This is a genomic window from Kushneria avicenniae, assembly GCF_900112585.1.
GTDB lineage: Bacteria > Pseudomonadota > Gammaproteobacteria > Pseudomonadales > Halomonadaceae > Kushneria > Kushneria avicenniae.
In genome coordinates this window covers 597626-621198 of record NZ_FOLY01000003.1, presented here as the reverse complement: position 1 = coordinate 621198, position 23573 = coordinate 597626, and the positions used below count along the sequence as shown (strand labels likewise).

Annotated in this window: 22 protein-coding genes; 18 read left to right on the top strand and 4 right to left on the bottom strand. The window is 58.1% G+C overall.

All coding sequences use genetic code 11. The annotated features are described in order from the left end of the window. Together BM079_RS09260 and BM079_RS09255 are read left to right on the top strand one after the other, a co-directional pair. The coding region (locus tag BM079_RS09260) for a DUF2345 domain-containing protein (RefSeq protein WP_139215288.1) at window positions 1–996 on the top strand (996 nt) is incomplete at its 5' end. Beyond that, complete coding sequence (locus BM079_RS09255; RefSeq protein ID WP_090133211.1) at window positions 993–3191, top strand: hypothetical protein; 2199 nt, start codon at window positions 993–995, stop codon at window positions 3189–3191. The genes BM079_RS09260 and BM079_RS09255, both read left to right, overlap by 4 nt. Window positions 3192–3246: 55 nt before the next feature. Here the strand turns inward: BM079_RS09255 and BM079_RS09250 are convergent, their stop codons facing one another. Then, window positions 3247–4227, bottom strand: a complete 981-nt coding sequence (locus BM079_RS09250; protein WP_090133209.1) for a formylglycine-generating enzyme family protein — start codon at window positions 4225–4227, stop codon at window positions 3247–3249. A gap of 43 nt (window positions 4228–4270) precedes the next feature. On the opposite strand from BM079_RS09250, the gene BM079_RS09245 reads away from it, so the two are divergent. The 5 genes from BM079_RS09245 to BM079_RS09225 are packed head-to-tail and all read left to right on the top strand — an operon-like array spanning window position 4271 to window position 8947. Continuing rightward, window positions 4271–5443, top strand: a complete 1173-nt coding sequence (locus BM079_RS09245) for a DUF2345 domain-containing protein (protein ID WP_090133207.1) — start codon at window positions 4271–4273, stop codon at window positions 5441–5443. Window positions 5444–5456: 13 nt separating this feature from the next. Next, window positions 5457–6134: a DUF4123 domain-containing protein gene (locus BM079_RS09240; RefSeq protein WP_090133205.1), complete on the top strand. Its 678-nt coding sequence runs from the start codon at window positions 5457–5459 to the stop codon at window positions 6132–6134. A gap of 28 nt (window positions 6135–6162) precedes the next feature. Continuing rightward, window positions 6163–6846 carry a DUF3304 domain-containing protein gene (locus BM079_RS09235; RefSeq protein WP_090133204.1) on the top strand — a complete coding sequence of 228 codons (684 nt, stop codon included), beginning with the start codon at window positions 6163–6165 and terminating at the stop codon, window positions 6844–6846. Next, window positions 6843–8702, top strand: coding sequence for a T6SS phospholipase effector Tle1-like catalytic domain-containing protein (locus tag BM079_RS09230; protein ID WP_090133202.1), 1860 nt, complete (start codon window positions 6843–6845; stop codon window positions 8700–8702). Before BM079_RS09235 ends, BM079_RS09230 begins: the two co-directional genes overlap by 4 nt. Then, entirely contained in the window at window positions 8699–8947 is a 249-nt protein-coding gene (locus BM079_RS09225) for a hypothetical protein (RefSeq protein ID WP_139215287.1), read from the top strand. Before BM079_RS09230 ends, BM079_RS09225 begins: the two co-directional genes overlap by 4 nt. A 165-nt stretch (window positions 8948–9112) precedes the next feature. On the opposite strand, the gene pcaG is transcribed toward BM079_RS09225, so the two are convergent. The 3 genes from pcaG to BM079_RS09210 all read right to left on the bottom strand — a co-directional run bounded on the left by pcaG (window position 9113) and on the right by BM079_RS09210 (window position 11531). Further along, window positions 9113–9745 (bottom strand): protocatechuate 3,4-dioxygenase subunit alpha, encoded by a 633-nt coding sequence (gene pcaG, locus BM079_RS09220; RefSeq protein WP_380059430.1) that lies wholly within the window; start codon window positions 9743–9745, stop codon window positions 9113–9115. 18 nt (window positions 9746–9763) lie between these two features. Next, a complete protein-coding gene (gene pcaH, locus BM079_RS09215; protein WP_090133198.1) occupies window positions 9764–10501 on the bottom strand; it encodes a protocatechuate 3,4-dioxygenase subunit beta in 738 nt (245 codons plus the stop codon). 229 nt (window positions 10502–10730) lie between these two features. Further along, window positions 10731–11531, bottom strand: coding sequence for an IclR family transcriptional regulator domain-containing protein (locus BM079_RS09210; protein ID WP_090133196.1), 801 nt, complete (start codon window positions 11529–11531; stop codon window positions 10731–10733). A gap of 155 nt (window positions 11532–11686) precedes the next feature. On the opposite strand from BM079_RS09210, the gene BM079_RS09205 reads away from it, so the two are divergent. The 11 genes from BM079_RS09205 (at window position 11687) to BM079_RS09155 (ending at window position 23563) form a co-directional block, all read left to right on the top strand. Then, the gene (locus tag BM079_RS09205; RefSeq protein ID WP_090133194.1) at window positions 11687–12835 is read left to right on the top strand and encodes a lyase family protein; all 1149 of its coding nucleotides are present in this window, start codon (window positions 11687–11689) and stop codon (window positions 12833–12835) included. A 243-nt stretch (window positions 12836–13078) separates the two neighbouring features. Then, a complete protein-coding gene (locus tag BM079_RS09200; protein ID WP_090133192.1) occupies window positions 13079–13903 on the top strand; it encodes a CoA transferase subunit A in 825 nt (274 codons plus the stop codon). Then, entirely contained in the window at window positions 13900–14739 is an 840-nt protein-coding gene (locus BM079_RS09195; protein ID WP_090133190.1) for a CoA-transferase subunit beta, read from the top strand. Before BM079_RS09200 ends, BM079_RS09195 begins: the two co-directional genes overlap by 4 nt. Continuing rightward, window positions 14736–15938 carry a 3-oxoadipyl-CoA thiolase gene (gene pcaF / locus BM079_RS09190; RefSeq protein ID WP_090133188.1) on the top strand — a complete coding sequence of 401 codons (1203 nt, stop codon included), beginning with the start codon at window positions 14736–14738 and terminating at the stop codon, window positions 15936–15938. The genes BM079_RS09195 and pcaF overlap by 4 nt, the downstream gene beginning before the upstream one ends. Before the next feature lie 82 nt (window positions 15939–16020). Further along, on the top strand, window positions 16021–17208 hold the full coding sequence (pcaDC, locus tag BM079_RS09185; RefSeq protein ID WP_090133186.1) for a bifunctional 3-oxoadipate enol-lactonase/4-carboxymuconolactone decarboxylase PcaDC: 1188 nt from the start codon (window positions 16021–16023) through the stop codon (window positions 17206–17208). 286 nt (window positions 17209–17494) lie between these two features. After that, window positions 17495–18139, top strand: coding sequence for an OmpW/AlkL family protein (locus BM079_RS09180; RefSeq protein ID WP_090133184.1), 645 nt, complete (start codon window positions 17495–17497; stop codon window positions 18137–18139). 273 nt (window positions 18140–18412) lie between these two features. Further along, window positions 18413–18937, top strand: a complete 525-nt coding sequence (locus BM079_RS09175; RefSeq protein WP_090133318.1) for a C40 family peptidase — start codon at window positions 18413–18415, stop codon at window positions 18935–18937. A gap of 46 nt (window positions 18938–18983) precedes the next feature. Further along, window positions 18984–19838: an RsiV family protein gene (locus BM079_RS09170; protein WP_175489657.1), complete on the top strand. Its 855-nt coding sequence runs from the start codon at window positions 18984–18986 to the stop codon at window positions 19836–19838. 346 nt (window positions 19839–20184) lie between these two features. Further along, window positions 20185–22077, top strand: coding sequence for a bifunctional sugar phosphate isomerase/epimerase/4-hydroxyphenylpyruvate dioxygenase family protein (locus tag BM079_RS09165; RefSeq protein WP_090133178.1), 1893 nt, complete (start codon window positions 20185–20187; stop codon window positions 22075–22077). An 87-nt stretch (window positions 22078–22164) separates the two neighbouring features. After that, a complete protein-coding gene (gene aroQ / locus BM079_RS09160; protein WP_090133176.1) occupies window positions 22165–22587 on the top strand; it encodes a type II 3-dehydroquinate dehydratase in 423 nt (140 codons plus the stop codon). Window positions 22588–22642: 55 nt separating this feature from the next. Then, a complete protein-coding gene (locus tag BM079_RS09155) occupies window positions 22643–23563 on the top strand; it encodes an AEC family transporter (RefSeq protein ID WP_090133174.1) in 921 nt (306 codons plus the stop codon). Window positions 23564–23573: the final 10 nt, after the last annotated feature.

The following is a 23573-nucleotide window of genomic DNA, read 5'->3' as shown; positions in this document are numbered from 1 at the left end:
CTGCGCACCGACGCCTATGGCGCCATCCGCGCCAACGAAGGGCTCTACCTCTCCAGCTGGGGCCAGCTCGGGGCCAGTGGTGATCAGCTCGATCTGCGCCCCGCCTTTCAGCAGCTCAGCACCGCACACGAGATGGCAGAATCGCTAAGCCAGAGTGCCGCCGGCCACAACGCCGAGCCGCTGGAGAGCAATGAATCGCTTAAAAAGGCGGGAGAGGATACCCGGTCACCCTACGGCAACAGTGAAGTCGCCGGCGGCGATCAAAGCACCGCCCGCGGCGCCGTCGACAGCGGCGGGCGTGGCCAGAGCCCCGGGTTAAAGGCCCCCTGGCTGCATGCCGCCGCCCCGGCCGGCATGACCCTGAGCACCCCGGAATCCACCCACCTGGCCCAGGGGCACTCGCTGGGCGTGACCTCGGGCGAGGACGTGAGCCTCGCCACCGGGCGCCACCTGATCGCCTCGGTCTCGGAGAAACTCTCCTTCTTTGTGCAACAGGCCGGCATCAAGCTCTTCGCCGCCCGCGGCAGGGTTGATCTCCAGGCTCAGTCCGACAACCTGGAAGCCACCGCCCGCCATAGCGTCGACGTCACCTCCAGCGATCAGAAGATCGACCTGGCCGCCGCCGAAGAGATCCTGCTCGTCAGCGGCGGCGCCTATGTACGCCTCAAGGGCGGCAATATCGAGATCCATGCACCGGGCAAGGTGGATATCAAGGGCGCCAGCAAGAGCTTTACGGGGGGGACAAATTTGATGCGTAGCATGTCAGATATGCCTGATGCTCAAGGGCCATTTGAAGAGTTTTTCATTTTGAAGGATAAATCATCGGGGGACCTCATCGAATATGCAAGATACCGAGTTGAAACTGCCGAAGGCAATGTCATTACGGGACGAAGTGACGGTGAAGGTAAAACTCAAAAAATACTTACAAGCCAGCCCGAAAAAATGAAGATAACGATACTTGATCGGTTTGATGATGCCGAAGGGGAATTATCTTGAGTCAGAGCGCACCCACAAACGGAGAAACCCAAACTAGGCTAAATGCCAAGGGCGAAGACGCTTATCATCAGCCAGCAGATCAGCTTTTTTATATGGTTGGCAAGGACACGATTCTTGCCGTGCCCAGCGACGATATGCCGAAACTTCTAAAAGAGATGCGTCTTCTAGAGAGTGTCATCGAAGCTCAACAGAATGCTATCGATCACCTCAAGAGCTGCCAAGATAAATATATAAAAATTAAGCAGGCCAATTACTTCAGGCCCGATAAGCAAATTATGTTGTCGGAGTCCGATAGTGCCGAATCACTTGAAAATAAAATTATCATCGCACAGGAAACGCTGGACAAAACCAATAAAGCGCTAATCCATGAAATAGAACCGTTAACCAAGCTTAGCGACAACACCAACCACATCAATGAATTGATTCCGATTCAGCGTCGTGGTGCAAATAGTTCTGTGGCTGGATTCAGAATGACCTATGTCCGGTCGGAAAAAATAAAAAACCATTGGCGCAAATATCAGCTCACTTCCAAAAAAGATACAGTTGGCGCTGATAATAGTGTGCTTACTAATGGACAGGTTGATTGGAAAAAACTCAAAAACCAACTTAGTGATATTAGTGGGCAAACCTCAATAAAAACTGATATCCCCTGGTTCGATGACTGGATGAAACTAGAGGATCAAAACAAAGAGCTTTTCCAATGGAGCAAAAATATTAATCAAGATCTTGAAACTGCTCGCTCTTATCAGAGTGGTAAGGATCATGATGTAGATAGTATCAAGGTAGATCTTGGCGCAGAAGCACAATTGATGCGTTGGTCCTATGGTGCGAGTGGCGTTAGTGGCGAAGCTAACCCCTTTAAGAAAAAGGCAGCTATCAAGGCCAGTGGTCATGCAGAGCTTATGCTGGCAGAAGCAAAGGCTTCTATTGACTGCTATGAGCCACCAGGTGGCTATATGATGGCTTTTGGTGATGTAAATCTTGGCATGCTGCGCTCTCACTCTATTTTAAGCGTGGCAGGGGGAGTGGGCGCCAGTATTGCGGCAGAACTTAACATTGATGCAGAGTTCAGCGGCAGTGGGGCCAAAGCGAGAGGTGCGAGGGGAACGTCTCGAAATCGAGGCATCCCCGGAAATAAAACAGTTGATATGGCTGTACCCGATAATAGCCAAGGGGGTGACCTCGGTGCTTTCATTGGTGGTCAACTCGAAGCGACTATCGCAGGTCAGGTTGAATGGAAAAGTCCTGAAAGCAAGAAATTTGAACCCTTTGCTAAAATAGCTCCCGCAGTAGCTTTACAAGGTGGCTTGGGAGGCGAGGCAACGCTGAAGATATCCTATCTTGGAGGAAAATTTAGAATATTTGCAAAAGCAGCTCTTTGTTATGGTGTTGGTGCTAAAGGAAAGTTGACATTAGAGGTTGATGCCAGCTTGATCTACGAGTTCATCAAATGGATAGCTTATCAATTAAAAAACATAAATTATGCTCGCTTGGATTTTATCGAAGATAGTGCATATGAAGTTCTTTCAGACATAATTGTGATGGCTATACAGTATGGCAAGAACGTCCAAAATTTTATGCTGGAAACATCAGGCCAAGTTCGCGAGGCAGCTTTCAGCGCCATTAATGATTTACAAGATAACCTTGAGGCCGCCGGAGAGCGTGGAGAGTTAGTTCAACGCATAAACTCTGACCCAGATATTCTACGCCATACAACACCAGATGCCAAAGGAGCAATATTGTATAGACTAATGCAGAAAAACGCTTTTGATGATTTCGATACTGCTAATCGCACCACAGACGTAAGCGACTTAAACTTTTGGCGCTTCGGTTATATGACCAATCGAAAAAGGGCTATAATCAACGTATTCACTTGGGTTCAATCAAAAGAAGAATATCACAATTTGATGCAGCGCATTACGCAAATGACAGGGGAAAAAACAAGCTTCGAAGAAGGAGAAAAAAAGCTTCTAAACTTTCTTGGTCGTGGAGAGCTTCCTGTTTTCTCAAGCAATTATCCCGAAAACTTGAAAAAATTTTATATGCAACTGCGCGATGTGGCTAACAAAGGTGATCCTATCTATCGTAACGACATGACTGAATATTTAACTCAAAATGACATTAGCACCGATTTTGAAAAGCCTTGTTTTAACGCAACCCAGTGCTTACCGCAAAATAACTCTAGGATTGTATAGATTGAAAGATAATTCAAGGCAGGCATAACATAATTCTCAGCCTGCCTTTTTAAAATTAGTTAATGGCACATCTAAAAGTAGTTTCAAATGCAGAGCGCTTGGACAGAAGCTTTTGTAATTGAGGGCTATCGGACAAGTTTGAAACATCTCTTTTCAAGTCAGGATTTGCTTTACTGCGCCTCATCGTTAACATTTCTTGCTGGCTAGAACCAAACCCACCTCCACGAAGAACTTTTTCTGTGCCATCCTGAGGCCCCATAGGATTTTTTTCTGGGGAGTTTGTGTAGTAGTCCTCGTTATACCAATCATTGACCCATTCCAGCCCATTAAGTCCCATTTGATAAATATCCAGTGAATTTGGTTGTATAGACGCAATTTCAAAAGCCTCGGGATCCTTTCCTTCAACTATAGTTTGTCTAATTTCATCTTCGCTAGGTACATTCTTTCCTCTTTGAAAAGTACCATCGTTGGTTGAAAACGGGGTAAATTTGCCACGGCCTCTGGCTGCATATTCCCATTGGGCCTCAGTAGGCAAAGAATAAGAAAGACCTGTCTGAGCACCTAGCCACTGACAATAGTCATGAGCTTGCTCCCAGTTGACACCAGCAGGCGTATCTGGAGCATAAAATCTTGAGCCAAAATCAGTGATGGTCAACTTAGGCTGGCCAGTAGAATTTGCATATATTTCAAAATCTGAATATGAAACCTGTTCACTACTAATATAGTAATCATCTAAAATTACTTTATGAATATTTTTATCGTCCTTATTAACACTGTAAGGCAGGTTTCCTACCGCCGGATCAATTTGCCCAAAGTCTCCCATTTGAAAGGAGCCGCCTTCAACAAGCACCATGTTGTCTTTCGTCTTCTGGATCAGCTTCTTAACAGCCTCTGTATTTTCTTTACTATCAGCCTGGCTGCCATTACAAGCAGTCATAGTCAGTGCCAGCAGTGAAATAAAAGTAGTTTTATAACGCAACATCAGAGTTTCCTCGCATCCTCTTAGAAACGACAATCCTGCCACAAAAATTTTCATTTAGTGATTGCTTCACTATCAGAATTTTACCAAGTAAGAGCGGTTGGCCCTCTACCGTAGTGCCGGTGGCGGCTGGGGCGGTGTCTTCGTGCCCCGTGTCGGTCAGGAAGTGCTGGTCGACTTCCTCGAGGATGATGCCGACCGCCCCCTGATCACCGGACGCATCTACAACGGCGAACAGAGCCCCGACTGGCACAGCAACGGCCTGCTCTCCGGCTTCGGCAGTCAGTACAACGAACTGGTGTTCGACGACGCCACCGACCAGGAGCGGGTACGGCTCAACTCCGAGCACTCCAAGAGCCAGCTCAACCTCGGCTATCTGATCCACCAGACCGGCAACCACCGCGGCGCCTTCCGCGGCACCGGCTTCGAGCTGCGCACCGACGCCTATGGCGCCATCCGTGCCAACGAGGGGCTCTACCTCTCCAGCTGGGGCCAGCTCGGGGCCAGCGGCGATCAGCTCGATCTGCGTCCTGCCTTTCAGCAGCTCAGCTCCGCCCACGAGCTGGCCGATGCCCTGAGTCAGAGTGCCGCCGGACACAACGCCGAGCCGCTGGAGAGCAATGAATCGCTTAAAAAGGCGGGAGAGGATAGCCAGTCACCCTACGGCAACAGTGAAGTCGCCGGCGGTGATCAAAGCACCGCCCGCGGCGCCGTCGACAGCGGCGGGCGTGGCCAGAGCCCCGGGTTAAAGGCCCCCTGGCTGCACGCCGCTGCCCCGGCCGGCATGACCCTGAGCACCCCGGAATCCACCCATCTGGCCCAGGGCCACTCGCTGGGCGTGACCTCGGGCGAGGACGTGAGCCTCGCCACCGGACGCAACCTGATCGCCTCGGTCTCGGAGAAACTCTCCTTCTTTGTGCAACAGGCCGGCATCAAGCTCTTCGCCGCCCGCGGCAAAGTCGACCTGCAGGCCCAGTCCGACAACCTGGAAGCCACCGCCCGCCACAACGTCGACGTCACCTCCAGCTATCAGAAGATTGATCTGGCTGCTGCCGAGGAGATTCTGCTGGTCAGCGGTGGGGCCTATGTGCGCCTCAAGGGCGGCAATATCGAGATCCATGCACCGGGCAAGGTGGATATCAAGGGCGCCAGCAAGAGCTTTACGGGCGCAGCAGAAATGACGCGCACCTTCCCAGAAATGCCTGAAGGCATTTGCGTGGAGTGCCTCCTTAAAAATCTGTCATCCGGCTCGCCTTTGGTCAGCGTGTCCTGACAGGAGAAATACCATGTGGCTGATAGATCGATATTCACAGGATTGGGCAGAAGAGACGCTGGACTGGATGGATCAATTGTCTCGGCGGCATCCTGAAGCGACTCCGTATTTTCTGATGGATGCTGCTTTTAACAAGGATGCCGTGCTGCCCTTTTTGCGTACCCACGTGGCGCAGGAACACTGGTATGCCCTGTATGCCGACGCACCCAATGCCAGTGACAGGGTGCTGGCTGTTTCCCCTATCCTGATGACGCTGCGCAACCTACCACGCGATCTCCTGATCGAGCTTTTCAGACTGACAGACGGCATGCCCATGCTCAGCCTGATTATCACGCCTGAACCGATGACGGCGCTGATCGAGCGCCTATCTGCCTTTCAGGTGGTCACGGTGCAGGAAATGCGATTTGTATTGCGTCTGAGCGATACCCGTCGGCTCCCACAACTTGTCGGGATGCTGAATGCGCAGCAGCATGCAGAACTTATGGGGCCGACCCTGACATGGTACTACGTGGATCGCGCGACACGCTGGCAAAGCCTGGCCCTGCCGGACTTTGTGGCTGAGCCACCGAGGCGGGTCGCGTTTGATGATGAGCAGACCGCTGATCTGCTGGAAATGAACACCATTGATGCCCTGATGGACACCATGCGGCGCGAGCAGACGGCCTGCTGTCTTGATTGCTTATCGCTTTAGCCGAACCAATGACGCAAGGAAAGATCGCATGACCTTTAAATCTCTGATGACGCTACTACTGATGCTGTTACCGCTTGCTGCCTGTAGTGAAAGCAGTGATAGAAACCGTGTCGGCGTCGGAGTCAGTGGCGTGAACTATACGGACCAGTCATTTGGAGGCTATGCCGTCCGTGAGCCAGGCGCAGAGAAAAGCAGTGCGGGGGGCGAACCGTTGGGGCCCTACAGTGCCGGTGGCGTCATGTGCTGTTACAACCTGCCGAAAGAGTGGCATGAAGGGCTTCAGGTTGAACTGGTGATTCGAATAGGCCTCAAAAGCACCACTTCCGAAGGTCGCTCTCGCGAATTTGCCGAGCGCAAGAAGAATGGCACGGTGAATGACTACATCAAGGTTGACGTACCGCGCTATGACAATGCCGATAACGCCATGCTCTGGGTCGAGATGTTACCCAAGGATCAATACAAGGTCGTGGTCAGTGACGTCGACCCGAATCATGACGACTGGCCGGGGGATATAAAGGGGTGGCCCGTGCCTTCGGATGAGTATCGGAACAAATTGATATTAGAGAAAATTGAGTCGAATGAAGGAGTCATTCGAAGTTTTGAGAAAGGCATTAAGGATCAAAAAGGAACTCCTGACCAAATAGAAGATTACAAACGTCATGTTAAGAATATAAACGAAGAAAATGATAATTTGAGGGAGCTGCTTAAATGAGCGCAAGAATTGCAGATGTTCTCGAAAATTCTTTTGCAGCCCCCTCAAATAGAGGCTCTTTTTTTAGTGTCGATGAACAAAACGTCATACAAAATAAGTATGAGCAGAGAGAAAAAGGTGATAATCCTCTTGCACCCTGCAACACCAATCTCTTTCTGGGCTTCTTCTTTGACGGCACCAACAATAATTTCGCAGACAGTCTGGAGCGAGGCGATAACAGTCAATCCAACGTAGCGCGCCTCTATGGTGCGTTTCCTGGCGTAAGTGTGCCCGGCGTACTGCCGGCGGAGACCGATTGGCAGACCAATGTTGCCGACTATGATAACTACTTCCGGATTTATCTGCCGGGCATCGGTACGCGTTTCGAGCAGGTCGATGATTCAGGAGAAGGCTTCTGGGATGCCATGCTGGGCGGCGGCACCGGTCGGCTGGGACAGGTCCGCATTACTTGGGCCCTGGCGCAAGCGATTAATACAATCAGTCGATATTTTACGGGGTCTCCATTTCTGATCAGCCATCAGCAGGCTGAAAATTTTGGGCAGATGGCGCAGCTGGGCAGCGCTTCATTAAGCAGCCACACCCGGCACGTGGAATACACCTTTCTGCATAGATGGCTCTCTACCCTGCACCAGGCGATTGCGCCACATATGCCGGACAAGGACAACTCCGGGCTGCCGCAGAACAAGGATCCGGGCATTGTCAAAAACATCTATATCTCGACCTTCGGATTTTCACGCGGCTCCGCTCTGGCACGGGTGTTTACCAACTGGCTGATTCAGCTTTGCGAGCTGGATGCCCGCATGACCGGTAACTCGGGACTAACGCTGGGCGGCTTCAGAGTCACGTTCGATTTTCTGGGACTGTTTGACACCGTGGCCTCGGTGGGGATTCCCAGCCTGATTTCCTTTGCCAGCGGTCACTTTTCATGGGCTGATGCAGAAAGAACCCTGAGTATCGACTCACGCGCAGGGCGCTGCCTGCATCTGGTCGCCGCGCATGAAAATCGCCGTTCCTTTCCGCTGGATTCCATCTACAACGACCACTCCATTCCTGCCAATGGCGAAGAGATCGTGTATCCGGGTGTGCATTCTGATATCGGTGGTGGATATGCTCCCCTCTGTCAGGGCAAGGGCGTTGACCCTCTAGGCAAGGACATGCTGTCCCGTATTCCGCTGGCCGAAATGTACCGTCAGGCACGCCTTTCAGGTGTGCCTTTCAAGCTTGAGCAGGCTGAATCCACAGTTATGGATAGTTTTAAGATTGATGCCGCCATGATAGGAGACTTCAATCGGTATATTGAAAAATGCGAAGTCGTTTCGGGTGAAACCGGCGGGATCGTACGTGAACATTGGAAGAAAACCATCGAATGGCGTTTTGATAACTATAGAAAGGGTGGTTTTTCTGTCCTTGATAGTTTTCAAAGAGCCTCTCAGTTTGAAAAGAATATGCTTCGAAGCGCTTACGAAGAATTTAAGCTGGAAGTTGAAAGACTCAACGAGTGGGAGAGATTGAGGGATAGAGGATGGTGGGAGCGAGCCAGAGATATCGTCAGGGATTATATGGTGATGTCTCCAGCATGGTCGTTGTATTCATATGTCGTTGATCGTGGCATCGATCCTTCCGTAGAAGATGACTGGGAAAGGGTATCCGAACTTAAAAAGGAAATGGATGTGCCCGATGCTTCCGTTTCCAGAATGATGGATGAATACGTTCACGATTCCATCGCTGGATTTCTTCCAGAGTGGGAAAGTCGTGATGAGGTCGTTACCTATCTCCAATCACTTATTGTGAGAAGAAATATTGTCGATTCTGATGATTTTGAAAGTCAACGAGGTGTCCATATCAGTGATCAGTGATCAGTGATCAGGAAAGGCAGTATGCCAATCTTTATGAAACAACAGGCAGAATTCCTGACATGGAGGATGTGGGTGGCCGTGAGTCCAATATCTTCGGTGGGGGCTATTTACGTTTCAGACGCATTTACGCAGGCGCGGATGATCAACTTCTGGCGATTCTCGCGCCTGAACACCAGCCAGGATATCGTGAGTCACTTTATGCCGCTAATAGCAATGGAAAGAATATTCAAAACGAAGCGGTATGACTATACCGCTCGTCATATTAGCAATGGTTAACTCAGCTCTGTTATGACTGATTGATCCGTCTAGCGGTCATCAACTTTATTGCCCTTACCCGCCTCCTCTGACGGGCAGAAGGTTCTAAAAGATATGAGCCTTTGCTTCCATGAGGCCCATCTGAGCTTCAACCATCAAAAATCAAAAAACACCGTTTCGCCCTCGCCCTGCAGGCGAATATCAAAACGATAGCGGGGGCCGTTATCTCCCTCTTCACGTCGGGCCAGCAGGGTCTGACGCCGGGTCGGGGATTCGATGGCATTGAAGATCGGACAGCCGGCGTTGGCATCATCTTCGTCTTCAAAGTAGAGCCGGGTGTTGAGGTGAATGTTGATGCCGCGTGCAAATACCATCAGGCTGATGTGCGGGGCCATCTGCCGGCCGTTGGCAAGTGCCACGGCGCCGGGCTTGACGGTCAGAAACTGCCATTCACCGTCGTTTTCCACCGTGGCCGCCGTGCGGCCAAAGCTGTTGAACGGTGCGTCGAGATCGAATCGGGGCTGATATTCGCCGTTGGCATCCGCCTGCCAGGCTTCCAACAATGCATCCCGTACGGTATCGCCGTTCCCATCGATGACCCGACCGACGACCTCGATGCGTTCGCCCTGCGCCTCGTCTCCGGCCATCCGGTTCCAGACTTCCTGCTCCCGCGGCGGCAGGCCGGCGATATCCAGCGCCAACCCGATATGAACGTAAGGGCCGGCCGTCTGTGAGGCGGTCTCCCTCAGCACGCCGTCTGCCATCGGTTGCGCGTTGGGCTGTTGCATGGCTGCTCTCCTGTTCACTTAGCGCTGGTTTTCAAACCAGGTTTGCAATTCACCGCGTACGACCAGATCGAAGCGCCAGGTCAGACAGTCCATGGTGCGGCTGTGCGCCATATCCAGCCGGCCGACCATGGTGGCCACGGCTTCGGGGTCACGCAGTGTCTGAACGATGGGGCACAGCGGGATCAGCGGATCCCCTTCGAAATACATCTGCGTGATCAGGCGGGTCGAGATGGCGGGCCCCATGACCGAGACGTGGATGTGGGCCGGTCGCCAGCTGTTGACGTCATTGGGCCAGGGGTAGGGGCCGGGCTTGATGGTACGAAATCGATACCACCCCTGCTCATCGGTCAGACAGCGCCCCACGCCGCCAAACCCCGGGTCCAGCGGCGCCAGATACTGATCCTTTTTATGCCGGTAGCGCCCGCCGGCATTGGCCTGCCACATCTCTACCAGCGTATGGGGAACCGGCTTGCCAAACTGATCGATCACCCGCCCATGCATGATGATGCGCTCACCGATCGGCAGCCCCGAGCGTTGTGGGTCCTCCCGAAAATTGAGCAGCAGATCGTTGTCATGCGGCCCCATGTGCAGGTGACGAAAATCCGGTCCTGAAAGTTCGGAAAGGGTCGGGGTCTGCAGACTGACCAGTGACTGACGCGGGGAGCGCGCCGCCGAAGTCTTGTAACCGGGCGTATGCGCCGCGGGATGCCAGTTGCGATCGCGCGGTACAAAGCGCCTGTTCTCTATATCCGACATGGCTTGATATCCGACATGGCTTGCGTCTCTTGAATGGATGGAGCGCTCGGCAGGTGGGCAGCGGTACGAAGACATGCCCAACAACAATTTGTTCGCGATATGAACACTTCTTTGTCATACGAACCAAACTATGGAGCCGGTCTGCAAAAGACAATCACCACTTTGGTCGCAGATCGGAGGCAGAGCAGGTCGCCTGCCGTGTCGGAGAACAGCGCGCCCACAAGCACCATTACTGCATGTGGCGCGATAATTGATCCCGCTTTTCAAGCAGTAGCGGCAGAAACGCCTCTCTCAAGCGCTGCTCGGAGACGCGCATGGCATTGGTACTGATATTGATGGCCCCGAGCAGCCGACCGGTCCCGGCATACAGCGGTACAGCCAGGGAGCGCAGACCGGAATCAAGCTCCTGATCCACCACGCAATAGCCATCACGGCGCACCCGGGCAATCTCGTCCCGAAAGGCGGTCATGTCGGTCAGGGTGTATTCGGTATGGGCTTCAAGCGTCACCCCTTCAAGCAGCGCATCAAGCGCGCTTTCTTCCAGCTGCGCCAGCAGGATTCGCCCCATCGAGGTATACAGCGCCGGCAGGCGGGTGCCCACGGATAACGTAATGGCCATCAGGCGATGGCGGGCCGCCGAGCGGGCGGCATAGACCACGTCGAGACCATCAAGCACGCCGAGTGAGGCCGATTCCCCGGTGTGCTCTGTCAGTTCTTCCAGCCCCTGCTGGACCACCGAGTGATAGTTGTTGGCCGACAGAAACGAATAGCCCAGCGACAGCACCCGCGGCGAGAGCTCGAACTGGCGCTTGCGACGCGTCACATAGCCCAGCGAATGCAGGGTCAGCAGAAATCGGCGCGCCCGGGCCCGATTCATGCCGGTGCGGGTCGCCACTTCACTGAGCGTCATGCTGCGATGTTCCTGATCGAAGGCCGAAATGACTTCCAGACCGCTGGCCAGCGCGGTCACAAAATCTCGATCGTCCGGCGTGATCGCGGCATCGTCGTCGCCGTCGGTCGGCTTCACCATCCAGGGGTTCTCCTGAAAGAAGGGGGTCAAGGGCAATCCAAAACGGCCGGCACCAGCACTCGCCAGCCGTCAGAGCGCATGCCAGGATAGGGCTGTTCGCTCAACGTACAAAAGGTCGCAGAGTATCTGGACCAACGCAATAGTGGGGAGACATCATGGCCGTGGCCTTTCTACACCACCCCTTCATGAGCCAGGCAGCACGCCAGCATTTTGACAGCGCGGCCCTGATTGACGCCATGCTCCGCTTTGAGCTGGCGCTGGCCGACAGCGAAGAGCACCACGGCGTCCTGCCCGCCGGTACCAGTGACGCGCTGCGCCGGCATCTGAGCGATCACGCCTTTGATCTTGAGGATCTTGAGGCCGGTACGACCCTGGGCGGCAACGTCGCCATACCCTTTGTGCGCCAAGCCAAGGCGGCGCTGCCAGAAGCGCTGCGCGGCCATTTCCATTTCGCCGCCACCAGCCAGGACGTGCTCGACAGCGCCCTGATGCTGCTGAGCCAGACCCGGCTGCCCACCCTGCTATCGCTCACACGGCGCTGCCTGACCGCACTCGCGGTGCTGATGGATCAACACCGCGATACGCCGATGATCGGGCGCACCCTGATGCAACAGGCGCTGCCCACCACCTTTGGCGTCCGCGCAGCTCAGTGGGCATGGCAGCTCGACGAGGCCAGAGCGCGTCTGGATGACCTTGTCACGGCACGGTTGCCGGTGCAGTTCGGTGGCCCGGTGGGCATCCATAACGGCCTGGAAGACGGGCTAACCATCATGGAAACGCTGGCCGCCTCACTCGGGCTGCGCGCGCCACTGCTGCCCTGGCATACCGATCGTCAGCCAATCCACGCCCTGATCACGGCACTGGATGCACTGGCCGTCGCGACGGACAAGATCGCCTCGGATGTGGCCCTGCTGGCCCAGAGCGAGATCGGCGAGCTCAGCGAACCTGCAGGCGACGGCGTGGGCGGATCGTCGTCAATGGCCCACAAGCGCAACCCGGTACGCTGTGCGCTGATTCGCACCGCGGCCCACCACATCCACGGCCATACCGCCACCGTCATTAATGCCGCCAGTCAGCCGCTGGAGCGCGGCCTGGGCGACTGGCACAGCGAGTGGACGCCGCTCATCGAGAGCCAGCAGCTGCTGGAAGGCGCGCTGACCCAGCTTGCCGTTCTGCTGGAAGGGCTGGAAGTCCACGACGACGTCATGGCGGCAAGACTCGACGCGCCTGGCGTGGCAAGCCGGCAAGACGCCGACAGCCATCATGCGCAGATCGACCGAATACTGGCACACCTGGCCCGTTAGCCGATCTCGACGCTTCCTCATTTGATATGACCTTGTTATAGACCTTGGTCGCACGATCGCTGCCGCCGGCTTTGCTCGCCGGCGGTTTTTTATCTTTTTAAAACAATAATCTGCTGATCAACGCTTGATGTCACTGCGCAGCCGTCGGTCTGGCACCTCCTATTGACGCCCTGTTGAACGCCGCCCTAACCTTGTTCGCAAGGCAAAATTAAAGTTCACATAGCGAACAAAGAGGGCCGTCTCATGGCTGAATTTCTCTCGCTTCACGAGGCCATCGCCCGCCACGTTCACGATGGCGATATCGTAGCGCTGGAAGGATTTACCCACCTCATCCCGTTTGCTGCCGGCCATGAGATCATCCGTCAGAAGCGCCAGAACCTGACGCTGATTCGCATGACACCCGATCTGCTTTATGACCAGATGATCGGTATGGGCTGCGCCTCGAAGCTGATCTTCTCCTGGGGTGGCAATCCGGGCGTCGGCTCCCTGCACCGTCTGCGCGACGCGGTCGAAAAGCACTACCCCGCGAAGCTCGAGATCCTTGAGCACAGCCACGCGGCCATGGCGTGCGCCTGGGAAGCCGGCGCGGCCGGGCTGCCACTGGCCGTACTGCGTGGCTATCTGGGCAGTGACCTGCCGCGGGTCAACCAGGACATTCGCCACATCGACTGCCCCTTTACCGGCGAGCGCCTCGCGGCCATTCCGGCCAACCGGCCCGACGTGACCGTCGTTCATGCCCAGAAGGCGGACCGGGCGGGCAACGTGCTGATCGAGGGCATCATCGGCGTGCAGAAGGAGGCCGTGCTGGCCGCCCGCCGCAGCGTGGTCACCGTCGAGGAAGTCGTGGACAGCCTTGAGGCCACGCCCAATGCCTGCGTATTGCCCGCCTGGGCCATCAGCGCCATTGCGGTGGCTCCCGGCGGCGCGGCGCCCTCCTACACCCACGGCTATTACGCTCGCCGCAACGATGTCTACAAGCAGTGGGACGCCATCGCCCGGGACCGCGATACCTTCCGCCAGTGGATGGAAGACAACGTCATGACCGTCGAAGAAGGAGTGTCTGCATGAGTGATGGATCCCCTGGCCATGACAACACGACGGCCCACGACTACACCGCCACCGAGATGATGACGGTAACCGCCTCGCGCGCACTGACCAATGGCACTACCTGCTTTGTCGGCATCGGCCTGCCCAGTGAAGCCGCCAATCTGGCCCGACTGACCCACGCACCCGATACGGTATTGATCTACGAATCCGGTACCCTGCAGACCCGCCCCGATGTGCTGCCGCTCTCCATCGGCGATGGCGAGTTGTGCGATACGGCGCTGTCGACCGTATCGGTACCGGAGATGTTTCGCTACTGGCTGCAGGGCGGCCGGGTGGATGTCGGCTTTCTCGGCACCGCCCAGATCGACCGCTATGCCAATCTCAACACGACCCTGATCGGCGACTACCGCGAACCGAAGGTACGCCTGCCCGGCGGCGGTGGTGCGCCGGAAATCGCCACCAACTCGCGCGAAGTGTTCGTGATGATCAAGCACTCCGCGCGGGCCTTCGTTGAAGAGGTCGATTTCATCACCAGCCTCGGTTTCGGCCGCGACGGCCGCGCTCGTGACGATCTGCACCCGGAGACCGCCCGCCACACCGGCCGCGGCCCCACGCTGGTGATCACCGATCTGTGCCTGATGCGACCTGACCCAGACACGCACGAGCTGGTGGTCACCTCGATCCACCCGGGCGTCACCCGCGAGCAGATCATCGAGGCCACCGGCTGGTCCGTGCGGTTTGTCAACGCGCCCGAAGCCACGCCCGAGCCGAGCGCGCATGAGGTCCAAGTGCTGCGCGAGCTCAAGGCCCGTACCGAGCGCCATCATGCCGGCCACCACGAGGAGGCAAGCGCATGACGGATGTCTATCTCTGCCATCCCCGACGCACCGCCGTGGGCAAATTCGGCGGCGCGCTTTCAAGCGTGCGCCCCGATGACATGGCCGCCCGCATGTTTGAGGCCGTACTGCGTCAGGCCCCCGGACTCGACCCGGCCGCCATCGATGACGTCATCATGGGCTGCGCCAATCAGGCCGGCGAGGACAACCGCAATGTGGCACGCATGGCGGCGCTGCTGGCCGGCCTGCCGGACAGCGTGCCGGGCACCACCATCAACCGGCTGTGCGGCTCCAGCATGGACGCCATCGGCACCGCGGCGCGGGCGATTCGCGCGGGTGAGGCCGAGCTGATGCTGGCTGGCGGGGTCGAGTCGATGTCGCGCGCGCCCTACGTGATGGGCAAGGCGGACAGCGCCTTCTCCCGCGGCCAGACGATGGAGGACACCACCATCGGCTGGCGCTTCGTCAATCGCTTGATGAAAGCGCGCTTCGGCACGCATTCGATGCCCGAGACGGCCGAGAATGTCGCCGAGCAGTTCAATATTTCGCGCGGGGATCAGGACCGCTTTGCCCTGGCCTCCCAGCAGCGCACCCGACAGGCGCAGGACAGCGGCCGGCTGGCACTCGAGATCGAACCGTTTGAAGTGGCCCGGCGCAAGCAGCCACCGCTGACGTTTGATACCGACGAACACCCGCGCGAGACCACGCTTGAAAAGCTCGCCGGTCTGCCCACGCCCTTTCGTGAGGGCGGCAGCATCACCGCCGGCAACGCCTCCGGCGTCAATGACGGCGCGGTCGCCATGCTGGTGGCCAGTGAGGCCGCGGTGAAGCGCTTCAATCTCACGCCGATGGCCCGCCTGCACGGTATGGCCATCGCCGGGGTCGAGCCGCGCATCATGGGCATGGGACCGGTGCCGGCGACGCAAAAACTGTTACAACGGCTGGGCATGACGCTGGATCAGCTCGACCACATCGAGCTGAACGAAGCCTTTGCCGCCCAGTCACTGGCCTGTCTGCGTGAGCTGGGGATTGCCGACGATGATCCGCGGGTCAATCCCAACGGCGGGGCCATCGCCCTCGGCCATCCGCTGGGCATGTCGGGCGGTCGCCTCATTGCCAGCGCCATGCACGAACTCGATCAGCGCGGCGGCCGATTTGCCCTGTGCACCATGTGCATTGGTGTGGGTCAGGGCATTGCCACGGTGCTGGAGCGGGTCTAGCACCGGCTGACCCCTTCAGTGCCATCGGGAGGTGCCGGCTCTGGTGCCTCCATCCCGGCAACAAGACGATCAGGAGCGCCATATGGCATTCATACAATTTCAGGGCCGTACCATCGCCTGGCGTTTGCTGGGGCCGGAAGCAGCGCCACTGGTCGTGCTGGCCCATCCCCTGGGCATGAGCCAGAGCGTGTGGGATGACGTGCTGCCCACCCTGTTACGCCGCTATCGCGTTCTCACCTGGGATCTGCCGGGCCACGGCGGCAGTGCCCCTACCACCGACACCCCGACCCTCGAGGCACTGGCAGAAGAACTGCTGGCGCTGGTGGCCGAGACTGGCGCCGAGCGCTTTCATTTTGTCGGTACTTCGATCGGCGGTGCGCTGGGCCAGCATCTGCTGGTGCACCACGCCGAGCGTCTGGGCGCCGTGATGCTGACCAATACCGGCGCGACCATCGGCACGCCGGAGAACTGGCACGACCGCGCCACGCGGGTGCGCAGTGAAGGACTGGCCACGATGGCCGGCGAACTGGCGCCACGCTGGTTCAGCACTGCCACGAAAAACAACACCGCGCTGGTCGAGGGTTGGCGTGCCCAGCTGGCCCGCACGGATGATGAAAGCTACGCACGGCTGTGCGACATGCTGGCAAGTGTCGACATGCGCGAGGCGCTCAAGGGTCGCCCCGAGCATGACGATCTCTACCTGCTCGGCGGCAGTGACGATCTCTCCACGCCCCCGGAAACGCTCAGGGCACTGGCCGAAGCGCTGGGTGAGCCCCCGCTGGAGATTGTCGATGAGGTCGGCCACGTTCCATCGGTTGAACAGCCTGAGCTCGTCGCTCAGCGGCTCATGACGTGGCTGGCCCCGCGCCGCGATCATGTCGGCCTGCACGGTATCTCCTTTGACGAAGGGCTCGAGACCCGCAGGCGGGTACTTGGCGCCGAGCATGTCGAGCGCGCCTCGCAAAACGCCACGACGCTCGATTCCCCCTTTCAGCAGATGATCACCCGCTTTGCCTGGGGCGAGCTGTGGGGCAGTCAGGAGCTTTCCGTGACCGAGCGCAGCCTGATCACGCTGGCGATTCTGGCGTCGCTCGGGCGCGACGGCGAGCTGGTGCTGCACCTGAAAACGGCCCATCGCACCGGCGTCACCGAGGCAGAATTGCGTCAGGTCCTGATGCATGTGGCCACCTATGCCGGCGTGCCGGCGGCCAATCACGCCTTTGGGCTGGCGAAACAACACGGCTGGGGCGATCAAAAAGCCGCTCCCTGAGGCGCCTCGCCCTCTGTCCCAAACCTTCGTCTCCGATCCTGTGATCACACACCGGCCGAACCGGGCCGGTGTGTCCTGTCAGTCCCTGCCGCTCTTTTTTAAATCAGCCTCCATATCGCCTGCCCTGATGGATGGGCCATTTTGAAATGATTTGACGTGCGTCAATAAATGAACAGCGTTCGCCTGGCACAATGGGCTCAGGCACTTACAGGGGTCGGGTCAGGCGCATCATGCCTTGAGGGGAGCCCGAACCACTTCAGAAAAACTGTTCAGGGGAACCAGACACATGCGCGCGCTGCCGCTTATTTCCATTGCCGCTCTGGCACTCGGGGCCACCATGGGCACCGCCCAGGCCGCTGAATCCACCTACGGCCAGGGTGACTTTTTCACTCGTGCCGGCCTTGCCAAGGTGTCACCGAAGGATGACAACGGCGATTACGATTCACTGGGTGTGGACAAGGTCGATGTCAAGGACGGCCGGGGCTTCGCCATCACCTTTGGTTATCGCTTTCTCGACAAATGGGGTGTAGAGCTGCTGGCGGCGCAGCGCTTCAAGCATGACTTCGATCTCGACGGGGAACATGGCGGTTCGGTCAAGCACCTGCCCCCGACCCTGACCCTGCAGTATTACCCGCTGGGCGGGACCGATGCGCGCGTGCAGCCTTATGTGGGTGCCGGTATCAACTACACCCGCTTCTCGGCTGAAGACGTCAATATCGAGGGCGCCAGCATGGACATGGACAATTCATGGGGCTGGGCCGGCCAGGTGGGTGTCGACTTGCTGATCAATGATCACTGGGCCATCAATGCCGCCGCCTGGTATCTGGACATTGACTCCAACGTCACGGCCAATGCCGGCGGCGAGACCTACAAGACGCATCTGGATATTGATCCGGTCGTCATCATGAGCGGCATCAGCTACCGCTTCTAATCCACCGACGTTGTAACGATCGACCCTTTTTGCACCGCTCTCGACCGGTGCTGACCCGACGGTTTCGGCCTGCCGTCGGGTTTTTTTATTGTTTCTGCTCCCCCCTCCTTTTCTGCCCCCCCTCTTTATTGTCTTGCATCTCTCACCGCTGTCCTCCCGGGAGGGTGACTGCCGTGCAGAACCCCATCAGTGTTCTTTCATCAAGGCAGGGCTCGAAAACGCAGGACGCTCGCGGTTAATATCGAGACATTGCTTGCCCATCGGAATCTGCTCATGCCCTTGTCCGCCGCCTTTTGCCGTCCCCTGCACCCGATCAAGCGCCTGCGTGATGCGTCACTGCTGATCGCCGTTCTATGGCTGGCCGGTTGCGCCGGCACTCCCGAGATGCAGACCAGTGACATGATGGGCTCCATCTCGGAGCATCAGGATCTCTCGATCGAGCGGGTACTGGTGATGAATTACGCGCGCGATGCGCTGGGGATACCCTATCGCTACGGCGGCACGACGCCTTCTGGGATGGATTGCAGCGGCCTGACCCAGGCCAGCTTTCTGGCTGCCGGCATCGAGATTCCACGCACCTCACAACAGCAGTTTGACGGCCTGGAGCGCATTGATCGCGCCCGTCCCGGCGACCTGATGTTTTTTGGCTCCGGGGGGAGCGTTGGTCACGTCGGGATCTACATGGGCAACAATCAAATGATTCATGCCCCCGGCAGCGGGCGCGAGGTCAGCATCGCGAACCTGGGCAATCGCTATTGGCGTAGCCACTATCGCGGCGCCGCGGCGCCGGCCCCCTGAACGAACGCGCATTACAAGCCAACATCTGTCACGCAAGAGACCTCACATGACATCTTCAACATGCTATCGATGGCTGGCGGTACCCGCTCTGTTACTGACCCTGACCGCCTGTGACCAGAACGGCGATGACCCGAGCGTTGATCAGTCCGATACCACACAGCAGCCCACGGCAGAGACCGCCGGCACGCAACAGACAGATCTGTCGCCGACGTTCGTCAATCGCACGATCACGGCACCGGATTGTCATGGCGATGAGTGCACCAGCGTCGAAGTGCACATGATTCGATTCGACAGCGACCCGCAGCTTTCCAGCGAGATCGAGCGTCGTCTGGTCCATATGGGCAGCCCGATCAGTGACACGGCGGTGGATGAAGACAGCCTGCCCTCGACGATAGACGCCTACGCCGATAGCTTCTTCAATCTGAGCGCCCAGGCAAGCGAAGGGACAGGCCAGCCGAGTCGCTACGATGCCGTCCTTGAAGCCAGGGAGATCGGCCATCACGACGGCCTGCGAATCCTCGAGCTTCAGAGTTATGTCATGACCGGCGGCGCCCACGGTATGCCGCTGGCAGCGTATATGGTCATCGATGAGAAGAGTCGTCAGGTCCTGACGCTGGATGACATGCTGCAGCAGGGTCAGCACCCCGCCTTCGAAGCGGCACTAAAAAACGCCTGGCAGGACTGGATTGAAAACAGTGACCAGGCGCAGGGCCTCGAGCCGCAGGACTGGCCGTTCTCCCCGAGCGACAACGCCGCACCGATGGAAGATGGCATGGCCGTCACCTACGGCGTCTACACGCTCGGGCCCTATGCCATCGGCATGCCGACGCTGACCATTCCCTACAGCGACCTTGAAAACGTGCTCAAGCCGAGGTTTCTGCCCGAATCACCGACCTCCTAGCCTCGTCGGCTCCGGGACCTGTCCCGGGGCCGGCTCATCCGACGTGCCTGCCTGACGGCGCTCAAAACCCATACTTCACGGGATCGCGCCTGCCATCTTTCTCGCCGATGGCTGAGGGGTCTTAAAACTTTCCGATCCCGCTCTGGCGCAACAATCGTCTAACGTCACGCGCTTTGGTGCCATCAGGCACACTTCGGCACACTTGCCCCCGCACGTCCCTACCAGGATTCATGAAGACCCGTCTCTTTTGTCGCCGTCATCGGTTGTTGTCGCTCGTTGTCGTCACCTTGACCTGTGAAGCGGCGCCGCGGCCTCTCGATAACAATATTGCCAGGGAGTAGTGAAGATGCGAGCCATTGCGACCGTCTCTCTCAGCGGTGATCTGGGCGCCAAGCTCGAGGCCGCGGCCCGGGCCGGCTACGATGGCATTGAAATCTTTGAAAACGACCTGCTCTCCTGGGGTGGCACCCCGGAAGACGTACGAGCACTGGCGGCGTCGCTGGGCCTTTCCATCATCGCCCTGCAACCCTTTCGGGATTTCGAGGCCATGCCCGAGCCGCAGCGCCGCCGCAATCTTGCCCGCGCCGAACGCAAGTTCGCCCTGATGAAAGCGCTGGGCACCGACTTCATGCTGGTCTGCAGCAATACGTCACCATCAAGCGTGAACGACGATGCCCGCGCCGCCGAGGATCTGCGCGAACTGGCCCAACGCGCGGCTGCGCATGGTCTGCGTATCGGCTTCGAGGCGCTGGCATGGGGGCGTCATGTCAATGACTACCGCCACGCCTGGGCAATCGTCGAGCGTGCCAATCACCCAGCGCTGGGTCTGGTGCTGGACAGCTTTCATGTGCTGGCACCCGGACTGCCCATCGCACCGATTGCTGATATTCCGGGCGAGCGCATTTTTCTGGTGCATCTGGCCGATGCGCCCCTCATGCAGATGGACCTGCTCAACTGGAGCCGCCACTATCGCTGTTTTCCCGGTCAGGGTGGACTGGACATGGCGGGATTCATGGCGGCGCTGGAACGCACCGGCTACGCCGGGCCGCTGTCGCACGAGATATTCAATACCGATTTTCGTATGGCCTGCGCGCGCGACACGGCCCTTGATGGCATGCGCTCGATGATTCTGGCCGAGCACCTGCGAAACCGGGCGCGGATCTGTGACGCACTCGCGACGCCGCCAGGCTTTCAGGGCATCCATTTTCTGGAGTTCACGCTGGAGGAGGCGCAGGCCAGAGCACTGGGACAGATGCTGTCCATGCTCGGCTTTTGCCATGTCGGCCACCACCGCTCCAAGAACATCGAGCTCTGGCGCCAGGGGAACATCCATATGGTGCTCAACATGGAGTCCCATACCTTTGCGCATACCTATCGACTCATGCACGGCCTTTCGGTGTGTGCCATCGGCTTTCGTGACCACCATCCCGAGCAGACCATGGCGCGTGCACACGCCTATCGGGCCTGCGCCTTTGAAGGCCCCACAGGCCCCGGTGAGCTGCGTCTTCCGGCCATTCGCGGCATCAATGACAGCCTGATTTATCTGGTCGACCCCGATACAGCCCACGACCGACAGTGGCGTACCGACTTCACCCTGCTTGAGACATCTGGCCACCCTGATGCCGGCATCACCGGCATCGATCATCTCTCGACGGCCGTGGCCCCCACGCAGCGACTGCGCTGGCAGCTCTTCTTTCGCACCGTGTTCGATCTCACGGCCAGCACCGAGCACGAAATGGCCGACCCCAATGGTCTGGTCTTCAGTCAGGCGCTGGTCAGCCAGGATCACACCATTCGTCTGGTATTGAATACGTCACCGGCCGGTGAAACGCTGCCGGGACGTTTCATGAGCGAGGGTCGGGGCGGTATTCAGCAGATCGCGCTGGCGACCGACGATATCTTCGCCACGCTTGATCGTCTGAGCGCCAAAGGCCTGAAAATGGTGCCAATACCGGATAACTACTACGACGATCTGGCGGCCCGCCTCGAACTGGACGACGCCCTGCTGGAAGCCATGCGCGTGCGACACATCCTTTATGATCACAGTGAACACGGCGAATTCTTTCACGCCTATACCGATCGGTTTGCCGGACGCTTTCATTTCGAGATCATCGAGCGTCGCGGTAGTTACACCCAGTTTGGTGCGGTCAACGCGTCAATCCGGCTGGCAGCTCAGTCGCGCCTGCACGCAGCGACGGCCCCTTCCTCTTTCGGCACCGATCACTCGTTCGTGCAGTGAGGCGTGGTGCAACCGCATGGATAGCGTGGCACGATGGCATTTTGACCCGGCCTGCGCCGCGTCACGCCCCACCTGCCCGGAGTCACGATGAACGTTTTGATCCTCAACGGCCCCAACCTGAACCTGCTGGGCAAGCGCGAGCCGGATATTTATGGCTCCGAGACGCTTGCCGACATTGAAAACGCCATTCGCCACCGCGCCTTCGACAAGGGCATGGCCACCGATTTTCTACAGACCAATCACGAAGGGGTGATGCTTGATCGTATCCATGAGGGGCGTGAGCAGTTCGATGCCATCATCATCAACCCGGCGGCCTGGTCGCACACCTCGGTGGCGCTGCTGGACGCGCTCAAGGCGTTTGAAGGGCGCGTGATCGAAGTGCATCTGTCCAACATCCACACGCGTGAAGCGTTTCGCCACCACTCCTGGATTTCGGCGCGCGCCGAGGCGGTCATTGCCGGCATGGGGAGCTTTGGCTATCTGGCGGCGATCGATTTTCTGGCGCGCTGACGATTTCAAAAGAGCGTTGAGCGGTCCTGTCATCGTCTCCAGACAAGGATAATTCATGAGCAGCATCGTCGAGGCGCTGGCGCCGCTCTTTGCCCTGATCGCACTGGGTGCGGTGCTGGGCCGGGCGGGCTTTCCCGGTGGTGACTTCTGGCCACGCCTCGAACGCTTTATCTACTACCTGCTGTTTCCGGCGATGCTGGTGGCCACGCTCGCCACAGCTGATGTCAGCCAGGTGTCGGTGCTGCCGCTGGCCATCACGCTGATCGGCACCATGGTCGTGCTGGGTGGGGCGCTGTGGCTGGCGCGTGCTCGTCTTGCGCTGTCGCCGCCGGTATTCACCTCGGCCTTTCAGGGCGTGGTGCGTTTCAACACCTATGTCGGCGTGGCCGGTGCCGCAGCACTATACGGCGAGGCGGGTCTGACGGTGGCAGCCGTTGCTATTGCACTGATGGTGCCCACGGCCAACATCCTGTGTGTGATGGCCTTTATCGTCTCCGGGACGCAGGGGCCGGCCAGCGTCGGCAGGAGTGCGCTGGCACTGGTGCGCAACCCGTTGATTCTGGCCTGTCTGGCAGGCATTTTGCTCAATGTCAGCGGCATCGGTCTGCCCGGTATCAGCCAACCGGCGCTGGAGCTGCTGGGGCAGGCGGCCCTGCCGATGGGTCTGGTGGCGGTGGGCGTGGCGCTGCGCCCTCAGGCGCTGTGGCGCGGGGGTCGAGCGTTCTGGCTGTCGAGCGGACTCAAGCTGGTCATCACCCCGCTGCTGGTGCTGGGCCTGGCATGGCTGGTCGACCTGCACGGCGTGGATCGCCATGTCGCGCTGCTCTTTGCCGCGCTGCCCACCGCAACTTCGGCCTATATCCTGGCCCGACAGCTCGGCGGGGATGCCGAGCTGATGGCCGCCATCATTACCGGGCAAACCCTGCTGGCGATGCTGGTCATGCCCATCATGCTTCAACTGCCTGGCGCCCCCTGATCCACTATGC